Source organism: Arthrobacter sp. H14, assembly GCF_000520495.1.
GTDB lineage: Bacteria > Actinomycetota > Actinomycetes > Actinomycetales > Micrococcaceae > Arthrobacter_C.
The window spans coordinates 35,252-44,356 of sequence record NZ_KI914644.1; the positions used below are offsets into that span (position 1 = coordinate 35,252).

A 9,105-nucleotide genomic window follows, 5' to 3' on the forward strand; every position below is an offset into this window, starting at 1 on the left:
CTGGAATCGCTGCAAAAACTCGCCCGCCTCGGCCCGGCCACGGTCCTACCCGCCCACGGCCCGGTCCTGCCGGATCTGGTGGAAATCTGCGCCGCCTATACCGAGCACCGGCAGCAGCGGCTGGGCCAGATCCGGCAAGCCCTCGAGACGCTGGGGGCCGATGCAGAGGAGGACGCCGTGGCGGATCTGGTGTACAACGACGTCGACCCTTCCGTCCGTGGGGCGGCGCTGAAATCGGTGCAGGCCCAACTGGACTACCTCCGCGGCTGACCCGGCGGACCCGGCTGACTTGGCGTGCGCCGCAGCCACACGCCAAGTCCTTGACCGCCGCCATTACCCGGAGATGGACCACTCCCAGACGTTCCACCAGACACCGTACAGTCCCGGATTGTAGGCAAGTCCTTTGACCCGTTTGTCCGCTGCGCTGATTCCCGCGGACTGAAACAGGGGCAAACCGTAGCCGGTGTCGAACAGGATGCTGTCGATCGCCACCTGGAGCTCCTGCTGACGTTCCGGATCGGTGGTGAGAATCAGTTCATCCATCAATTTCTGCGCTTCCTGATTGCAGAATCCGCTGAAGTTGGAGGCAGAGTCGCAGCCGTAAAGCTGCGGGACCCCGGTCACGCCGACACCCGGGCTGACCCAAGCGAAGATGGTGGCGTCATAGGTGCCGTTACCCAAGGCGGCACCCCACTTCGTGCTCGGCAATCCACTATCGATAACTTGAAAGCCGGCCTTCTCCGCACTTTCGGCAATCAAGGTATAGACATCGACAGTATTAGGGCTTTCCGTGCTGTACATAATGCGGACCTTCGGAGTGGCACCGTCGAGCAGCTCTTTCGCTTTTTCGATATCGACGTTTTGGTAGTTCTCCGAACCATTGACCGGCACCGCCGCCTTATATCCTTCGGTCCCCGGTACAAAAAGGTGCGAATCGCGCGGTTCTGCATCAGGATCGATCTGCTTCACCGTGGCGTCGAGGATGGATTCCCGTGGGATTGTGTGCATGAAGGCCTTCCGCACATTCTCTTCCTCGAATACTCCGGAGTAATTTAAGTCGATGTGCTTGAAGGCCAGTTCCAGGCCCTGCTGAATATTGATCCCTTCGATCTGCTTCAACGAGGACAGCGTGTCGGCGGTCGCCTGTGGCGCGATCACATCCACCTCACCGTTGTTCAGCGCCTGAACCTGGGCGTTGGCGTCACTGATATACCGGATAGTGATTTCGTCCAGTTTCGGTTCCGGTCCCCAATCGAATTTTTCGTTCCTGACCAGCGTCATGGAGCGGTCCGGAGTCATGCTCTCGACAATGTAAGGGCCGCTCGACAGGTACATCGATGGATCAGACGGAAGCGACGTGGTATCGAACGCGGTGTTCCAGAAGTCAGCAAGGGCCTTCAGCTTGGGGCGTTTTTGCGGGTTATCCGGATCACCCGCCGGAGCACTGGTGATGAGATCGGTTAACGCCTGCTCGTCGGGCAGCCCACCGCCTTTGGCGACGACGTGGGCCGGCTGGTCCATATTGAAGGCGATTTCCCAGTCGGCGTACGGCTTCGAGTACGTCATCGTAATCGAACGACCGTCGTCGCCGATTTTCGGTAAGTCTGTCAGTCCCAGTCCGGTGGTGCTTCCGGCGTAGGCAAAGTATTTGGTCCCGGAGGTGACTTTGTCATTCTCGTTGGTGGTGGCATCGTCGAAATACCCCGATTCGACGGCCCATGCCAGCATGAGATCACCGGCGTCTATGGGAGTGCCATCAGACCAGACGACTCCTTCGTTCACGGTGTATTTAACCGTCAGCGGGTCCTCGGACAGAACTTCGTAACTGCCAAATTCTTCGTTCCGGACAATGTTGAGGTCCTTGTCCACATAATTGAAGCCCCAGTGCGTTAAGTAATCGACTTTGCCGTTGATGAGGACGTTTCCGGTCGCGCTGTCAGCATTAAACGAGGTGAAGGAACCCACCTCCGCCACACTGATGCTTCCACCCGATTCGGTGGCCGGGCCACCGTCTGTGGAATCACCGCCGCTTTCGGCGCTGGCACAAGCGCTTAGAGCGAGGACAGCGACCGCCGCCATTGTTGCTGCTTGGGAACTGCGGCTAAAGCGCATTCATTCTCCTATTCGCGTTTATGCAGCCCAACGCTGTTTCGCCAAGCCGCCATCATCGCTGGAAAGCGAAGTGATGTGTCTCACGCCAGCGAGTCTAGGTTAAAACTTCCGTCCCTGTGGCCGGATTATGACTTATCCACACAACAGCAAGTATGCTTATGAGTCAGAATCTCCAAGTACACGGCCGCTGTTGGCGTGCGGGAAGGATGAGCCGATTATGAAGCAACCACTGACGCGAGGGCCGGTCAGTACGGCACTTCTGGACCTATTGGGTTCGGCATCCGCGGATGATCCGCGGGCGGGGGAGGAACTGCAGGAACCGGTATTCAGCGCCTTGGCAGATACGCCGGACATCGCGTTCGACGACGACCTGCAGCTCACGCTTTTCTGCCTCTATGAGCTGCACTACAGCGGAATCGAGGGGGTCGACGACGCCTGGGAATGGGCGCCCGGACTGATCGGGGCGCGGCGGCGGATTGAGCAGACGTTCGAGGAGAAGATGCGCGCCGCCGTCGAACTTCCGCAACGACCGCGAACCAATAGCGGTGACGTGGCGGCTGCCTTGTTTAAGATGACGGCGCCCGACGGCGGAGGCGGCATCTCCCGGTTCGCGGCCAAGCAGGCATCGGCCGAGCAACTGCAGGAATTCCTGACCCACAAATCCATTTACCAGTTGCGCGAAGCCGATCCGCATACCTGGGCCATTCCCCGGCTGCGGGGCAGGGCGAAGGCGGCGCTGGTGGAGATCCAGGCAGATGAGTATGGCGGCGGACGGCCGGACCGGGTCCATGCCGAACTCTTTGCGCAGGCGATGCGCGGCGCCGGACTCAACCCGGAATTCGGCGGTTATGTCGACGATGTTCCGGCCATAACGCTGGCGACTGCGAATCTGATGTCAATGTTCGGGCTGAACCGGCGGCTCCGTGGTGCCATCGTCGGCCATCTGAGCGCCTACGAGATGACGTCATCGCAGCCGAGCCGGATGTACGCGAACGGTCTGCGGCGTGCCGGGTTTGGCGACGATGTCGCGGAGTACTTCGACGAGCACGTTGAAGCAGATGCCGTACACGAGCAAATTGCCGGCCGGGACATGGCGGGCGGACTGGTCGAAGCCGAGCCCGGTCTGCTGGATGACGTGCTGTTCGGCGCTGCCGCGGCATTGGCCATCGAAACCTGGTTGGGCGATCACATTATGGCTGCCTGGAAAGAAGGCCGGTCGTCCCTTCAGCCCCAGTCGTCGTTCGCCGTTTAAGGGAGTTTTCCATGCAGGATGAGAATACTGTCGACGCTGCGACGCCTGATACTGCCGTCGACCCCGTGGAACCTGATACTGTCGTCGACGCCGCGGAGCGTGAAACCAATGGCGCCCGGAGACCGGATCAGTCGATCGTTGCCTATCCGGATGGACCCCTTCTGGTCCGGGGCGACTTCGAGATCGTCACGCCGTCGGGGGAGCCGTTGCCGCGGAACCGTAAAACCGTGGCGCTGTGCCGCTGCGGGGCGTCGATCATCAAGCCATACTGCGATGGCACCCACAAGTTGATCGGATTCCGGACTGATGACTGAGACCCGGATGACGGCGACGGTGACCGGCGAAGTCCAGGGCGTAGGGTTCCGGTACTGGGTACGGAGGCAGGCTGAACAGCTCGGACTCACCGGCACAGCGGTCAATGAACCGGACGGAAGCGTGACCGTAATAGTCGAAGGATCGGCCAAGACTGCCGAAACACTGTTGGACACGCTCCGCTCCGGCTACACTCCGGGACGGGTCCGCAACGTCGACGGGCGTTTTTCCGGCGCGACCGGCGAGTTCACGAACTTCCGCGAGCGCTGAACGGCGAATGTAGCAGCGCTGAACCGGGCGAATGTTACGAACGTTTAGCAGGAGTTAACCCCTCTTGGATGCCGCGCTTAGGCTGTCGGTATGAGCTTCCCGTCTACCCCGAGTCCGGCGTATCTGAATCACCTGGAGGCGGAGACCCGGCGCTTAACGCAGATGGTGAAGCCCGTCGACTCGCCATACGCGGGGGCACCGCAGGAGCTGGCCGGCGTCGTCGAGTCCGCCGTCGACTCGCTGGAAGGCGACCTGAACGACGTCGTCCATTCCCTTCATGCCAATCCGGAAACTGCCTATCAGGAGCACCGCAGCGCGCAATTGCTGACGGATTTGCTCGCCAAGCACGGCTTCGAAACCGAAACCGGTGCACATGGTGTCGACACGGCGATCCGGGCCGAAGTCTCCGGCAGCCGGCCCGGCGGCACACTTGCCATTCTGAGTGAATATGACGCGCTGCCCGACGTCGGCCATGCCTGCGGACATAATGTCATTGCCGCCACCGGCGTCGGAGCTTTTCTGGCACTGGCGAAGACCCTGCGCGATGACCCGGACGCCTTTCCCGGCCGGGTCGTCCTGCTGGGCACGCCTGCCGAGGAGGGGCATTCGGGCAAGGAGGTGATGGCCCGCAACGGTGCCTTCCATGGTGTCGACGCCGCCATCATGGTCCATCCCTACGGCTACGATCTGGCCGAGCAGGTCTGGCTTGGCCGGCGCCTGCTGACGGTCACCTTCACCGGTATTTCCGCCCATGCGTCCGCCCAACCGTTCATGGGCCGCAACGCCCTCGACGCCGCCAACCTTGCCTATCAGGGCGTGGGGTTGCTGCGGCAGCAGATGCTTCCGGTCGACCGCATCCACGCAATTATTGACGACGGCGGCAAGCGGCCGAGCGTCATCCCGGAGCAGGCGGTGATGAAGTTCTACGCCCGTTCCAAATACCCGGACACGCTGAAAGACCTGAGCCAGCGAATCACCGACGTAGTCGAGGGCGCCGCCCGGATGGCCGGAGTAGGTGTGGAATTGGAATGGGACGAACATCCATCATCCCTGCCGGTACGCACCAACCAGGCGCTAACCGGCCGTTGGGTGAAGGCCCAGCAGCGCCGGGGCAGGACGCCGTTGCCTGCCGGCGTCGTCTCTGAAACGCTGGCCGCGTCGACCGACTTTGGCAATGTCAGCTACCGGATCCCGGGGATCCATCCGCTGATCAGGATCGCCGACCCGAATGTGGCGCTGCATACCAAGGATTTCGCCGCGGCCGCCAACAGCCGGGCGGCGGAAACCGGCGCGTTGGACGGCGCGGCCGGTCTGGCGCTGACTGCACTCGACTGGCTCTGCGACGAGGAGCTGCGTGCGGGCGTCCAGCAGGAATTTGAGGACGACGGCGGCGCGATCGACGTGCCGCGCTACTTCGACTGACATCCCAAAGACACCGATGACCAAGAGGAAGAGTCTATGACTTCGACCACCGCGGAACGCACAAGCATCACGGACAAGTTCCTCAACGGCGTCGAACGCGTCGGTAATAAGCTGCCGGACCCGTTCATGCTGTTCATCATCCTGTTCAGCATTACGGCTGTCGTCTCCACCGGCATGGCATGGGCTGACGTCTCGGTCCGGCTTCCGGGCAGTGACGAATCCACCGAGATCCGCGGATTCTTCACCGGCGAAGGGCTGACCTGGTTCACGCAGAACCTGGGACCGAACTACCTCGGCTTCCCACCGTTGACCACCGTGTTGCCCATCCTGCTGGCGGTCGGTGTCGCGGAAAAGTCCGGCATGCTCGCCGCGATGATCCGCCGCGCCTTCGGATCCGCGCCCCGCTGGGCACTGCCGTACGCCGTCGGCGTCGTCGGCGTGCTCGGTTCCATCATGTCCGACGCCGCCTTCGTGGTCATCCCGCCGCTGGCCGCACTGGTGTTCAAGGCCGCCGGCCGGCACCCCGTGGCCGGTCTGCTTGGTGGCTTCGCCGCTGCCGGCGCGGGATATTCGACGACGATGCTCGTCACCAGCCTGGACGCCTTATTCGCGGGAATTACGAACGCGGTCACGCAGGGCCTGCCCAACCCGGGGGCGCCGGTGACGCCGCTGTCGAACTACTTCTTCAACTTTGTCTCCGCCGCGGTGCTGATGGTAATCGCCGGATTCGTGATCGACAAGATTCTGGAGCCACGGCTGGACCGGCAGGGAGTTCCGCGGGATGAAACTGCCGACGACGACGGTGACGTTGATGGAGCCGCATCGCCTCAATCAGCACAACGGTCTGTAGGCACAACGTCGGCCAGCGAGGCAGGATCACGGAGTGAAGGGGCCAAAGGCGGAACGGGCAAGGCAGCCAATCAGTCGCTCAGTCCCCATCTTGAACCGGTTGAGAAGCGCGCCCTGAAGTGGTCCATGTTGTCAGGTGCCGCCGTCGCCGCCGTCATCATTGTCACGGCGCTGCTGCCGGATTCACCTTGGCGGAACGAGAACGGTGGTTTCCTGCCCGAGTCGCCCCTGCTGGGATCGATCGTGTTCGTTGTCTTCACCATGTTCACCATTCCCGGGTTGGTGTACGGGAAACTGGTGGGAAGCATCGCCATCGCCGGCGATGTCCCGAAAGTAATGGGCCAGGCGCTGAAGGATATGACGGGATTCCTGGTGCTGGCGTTCATCCTTGGCCAGTTCATCGCGTTGTTCAACTGGTCCGGCATAGGCCAGTGGATCGCCGTCGCCGGGGCCAGCGGTCTGGAAGCGATTGGGCTGACCGGCTACGCGGCGATCATCGGGTTCATCCTGCTCGCCTCGGTGCTCAACCTGTTCATCATTTCCGGCTCTGCGATGTGGACACTGATGGCAGCCGTTTTCGTGCCGCTCTTCGCCCTGCTCGGCTACGAACCGGCGTTCATCCAGGGCGCCTTCCGGGTGGGCGACTCCGCCACCCAGGTCCTCACCCCGTTGAACCCGTACATGATTGTGTTGCTGGCCATGCTCCGGAAATACGAACCGAACGCGGGGCTGGGAACCGTGATGGCGCGGATGTTGCCGTTCGTCATTCCCTTTTGGCTCTCCTGGGTCGCCGTGCTCACAGTGTTCTACTTCTTTGAGATCCCGATGGGTCCGGGCAACGACATCTTCATCACGCCGGACCAGTAGCGCCGGCGGGCACGGTGGGCAGGCAGGTCCGGAACGGTGCGTGATCAGGCCGGAAATACTAACGAGCCCGCCCGACTTACATCAAAAGGACCGAAAATTCCACGAAAGGCGCTCCAATGAGCCAGGCACAGCCCAAGATCTTCGCCCTGCACGAGAATCCGGAGTGGTTCCCGCCGTTCGCCCAGGCGTTCGAGCAGGAGGGCCTCGCCTTCGAGGAGTGGCTGCTGACCGAGGGCACGTTGGACCTTGGTTCGACGCCACCGGAGGGGATCTTCTGGTCCCGGATCAGCGCTTCTTCACACACCCGGGATCACAATCTGTCCAAGGACTACACCCGTGCGGTGCTGGCGTGGCTGGAGGCGCACGGACGCCGGACGGTCAATGGGCGGCGCGTTCTCGAGCTGGAGATGAGCAAGGTCGACCAGCTGACGGCGCTCAGAGCGGCGGGGATTGAGACTCCGCATACGGTTGCAGCCGTCGGACGGAACCAGATCCTGACGGCGGCCAAGGGATTCCCGACGCCGTTCATCACCAAGCACAATCAGGGCGGGAAGGGGCTCGGTGTGCGCAAGTTCGAATCCTTCGCGGAACTGGAAGACTACGTCCGCTCCGACGAGTTCGAAGAGCCGCAGGATGGCATCACGCTGATCCAGGAGTTCGTGCAGGCCGCTGAGCCTTTCATTACCCGTGCCGAGATTGTCGGCGGCGAATTCATCTACGCGATCAAGGCCGACACTGCCCGCGGCGGATTTCAGCTCTGCCCGGCAGACGCCTGCGAGATCGATCCCTCCACCGGCCGGCCGATCATGCCGCCCGGTGCCACCATCGAGCCGGAGCCGGACCAACAGTTGTTCAGTCTGTGTGAGGGCTTCGACCACCCGGTCCTGGAGAAGTACTTGGAGTTCACCCGCCGCGTCGGCCTGGAAGTGTGCGGCATCGAGTTCATCGAAGCAACCGACGGACGCCTGCTCACCTACGACGTGAATACGAACACCAACTACAACAGCGTTGTGGAAGCGCAGGCGCCGCGCTCAGCACCGGGTGCGCTGGCGAAATATCTCAGCTCGCTGCAGGCGTAACCGCGCCGCCGGGTGCTACGCCTGATAGCAGTGAGACCGTTGTATGCTGATCGGTGAATCTACAGTGCGGATGCGTTGCCAGCGTGTCGGTGTTGGAAACAGTGGGGGACGGCCGAAGGCTGCAGGCCGGTTTCCCACATCGTGAGAAGGAACAAAGCATGCACAGCGAGGAACCGCGACTGACCGTGGGGGTCGTCAAAGAGGCCAACGTGGGTGAACGGCGCGTGGCGTTGGTCCCCATGGCTGTTGCCGGACTGGTGTCGAAAGGCCTGCGGGTGATTGTGGAGCCGGGAGCGGGTCTCGGAGCCCTGATGCCCGACGAACTTTACGTCGATGCGGGCGCCGAACTTGGTGATGCGTGGTCTGCCGACGTCGTACTGAAGGTGGCTCCTCCGGCCCCGGCAGAGGTCGGGCGCTTGTCGCCGGGGTCGACATTGATCGGCTTCCTGGCTCCGCGGAATGCGGATAATCCCATCGAGGCGCTACGGAAAGCGGGCGTCACGGCCTACGCAGTGGAGGCCATTCCCCGCATCTCGCGGGCACAGGTGATGGATGCGTTGTCATCGCAGGCGAACGTGGCTGGATACCGGGCGACGCTGCTGGCCGCCTCGCTCTCCACGCGTTTCTTCCCCATGCTGACGACGGCGGCAGGTACCGTGCGTCCCGCAGGCGTCCTCGTCCTCGGCGTCGGCGTCGCAGGTTTGCAAGCACTGGCGACAGCCAAGCGGCTCGGGGCCCGGCCAACGGGGTATGACGTCCGTCCCGAAGTCGCCGATCAAGTGCGTTCAGTCGGCGCCACCTGGTTGGATCTCGGCATCGACGCTGCCGGCGAGGGCGGTTACGCCCGCGAGTTGACTAACGACGAACGCGCCCAGCAACAGCAGGCGCTGCAGGACGCGATCGCGGCATCCGACGTCGTGATTACGACGGCGCTTGTCCCCG

At 62.5% G+C, this 9,105-nt stretch carries 8 protein-coding genes and 1 pseudogene; 8 read left to right on the forward strand and 1 reads right to left on the reverse strand.

Annotation, left to right across the window (positions count from 1 at the left end; genetic code table 11):
- A pseudogene (locus Y707_RS31345) lies at positions 1–270 on the forward strand (MBL fold metallo-hydrolase); the annotation flags it as partial.
- 63 nt (positions 271–333) lie between these two features.
- On the opposite strand, the gene Y707_RS0107870 reads toward Y707_RS31345, so the two are convergent.
- Complete coding sequence (locus Y707_RS0107870) at positions 334–2,112, reverse strand: ABC transporter family substrate-binding protein (protein ID WP_026534664.1); 1,779 nt, start codon at positions 2,110–2,112, stop codon at positions 334–336.
- 217 nt (positions 2,113–2,329) lie between these two features.
- On the opposite strand from Y707_RS0107870, the gene Y707_RS0107875 reads away from it, so the two are divergent.
- The 7 genes from Y707_RS0107875 to Y707_RS24385 form a co-directional block, all read left to right on the forward strand.
- Positions 2,330–3,364 carry an iron-containing redox enzyme family protein gene (locus tag Y707_RS0107875; protein ID WP_026534665.1) on the forward strand — a complete coding sequence of 345 codons (1,035 nt, stop codon included), beginning with the start codon at positions 2,330–2,332 and terminating at the stop codon, positions 3,362–3,364.
- A 134-nt stretch (positions 3,365–3,498) separates the two neighbouring features.
- Positions 3,499–3,678, forward strand: a complete 180-nt coding sequence (locus Y707_RS32725) for a CDGSH iron-sulfur domain-containing protein (protein WP_026534666.1) — start codon at positions 3,499–3,501, stop codon at positions 3,676–3,678.
- Entirely contained in the window at positions 3,671–3,946 is a 276-nt protein-coding gene (locus Y707_RS0107885; RefSeq protein WP_026534667.1) for an acylphosphatase, read from the forward strand. Before Y707_RS32725 ends, Y707_RS0107885 begins: the two co-directional genes overlap by 8 nt.
- Before the next feature lie 90 nt (positions 3,947–4,036).
- Positions 4,037–5,368: a M20 family metallopeptidase gene (locus tag Y707_RS0107890; protein ID WP_026534668.1), complete on the forward strand. Its 1,332-nt coding sequence runs from the start codon at positions 4,037–4,039 to the stop codon at positions 5,366–5,368.
- Positions 5,369–5,404: 36 nt separating this feature from the next.
- Positions 5,405–7,084 (forward strand): AbgT family transporter, encoded by a 1,680-nt coding sequence (locus Y707_RS0107895; RefSeq protein WP_051441767.1) that lies wholly within the window; start codon positions 5,405–5,407, stop codon positions 7,082–7,084.
- 116 nt (positions 7,085–7,200) lie between these two features.
- Positions 7,201–8,163 (forward strand): ATP-grasp domain-containing protein, encoded by a 963-nt coding sequence (locus Y707_RS0107900; protein WP_026534670.1) that lies wholly within the window; start codon positions 7,201–7,203, stop codon positions 8,161–8,163.
- 158 nt (positions 8,164–8,321) lie between these two features.
- A partial coding sequence (locus Y707_RS24385; RefSeq protein WP_035780825.1) for a Rossmann-fold NAD(P)-binding domain-containing protein occupies positions 8,322–9,105 on the forward strand: 784 nt, incomplete at its 3' end.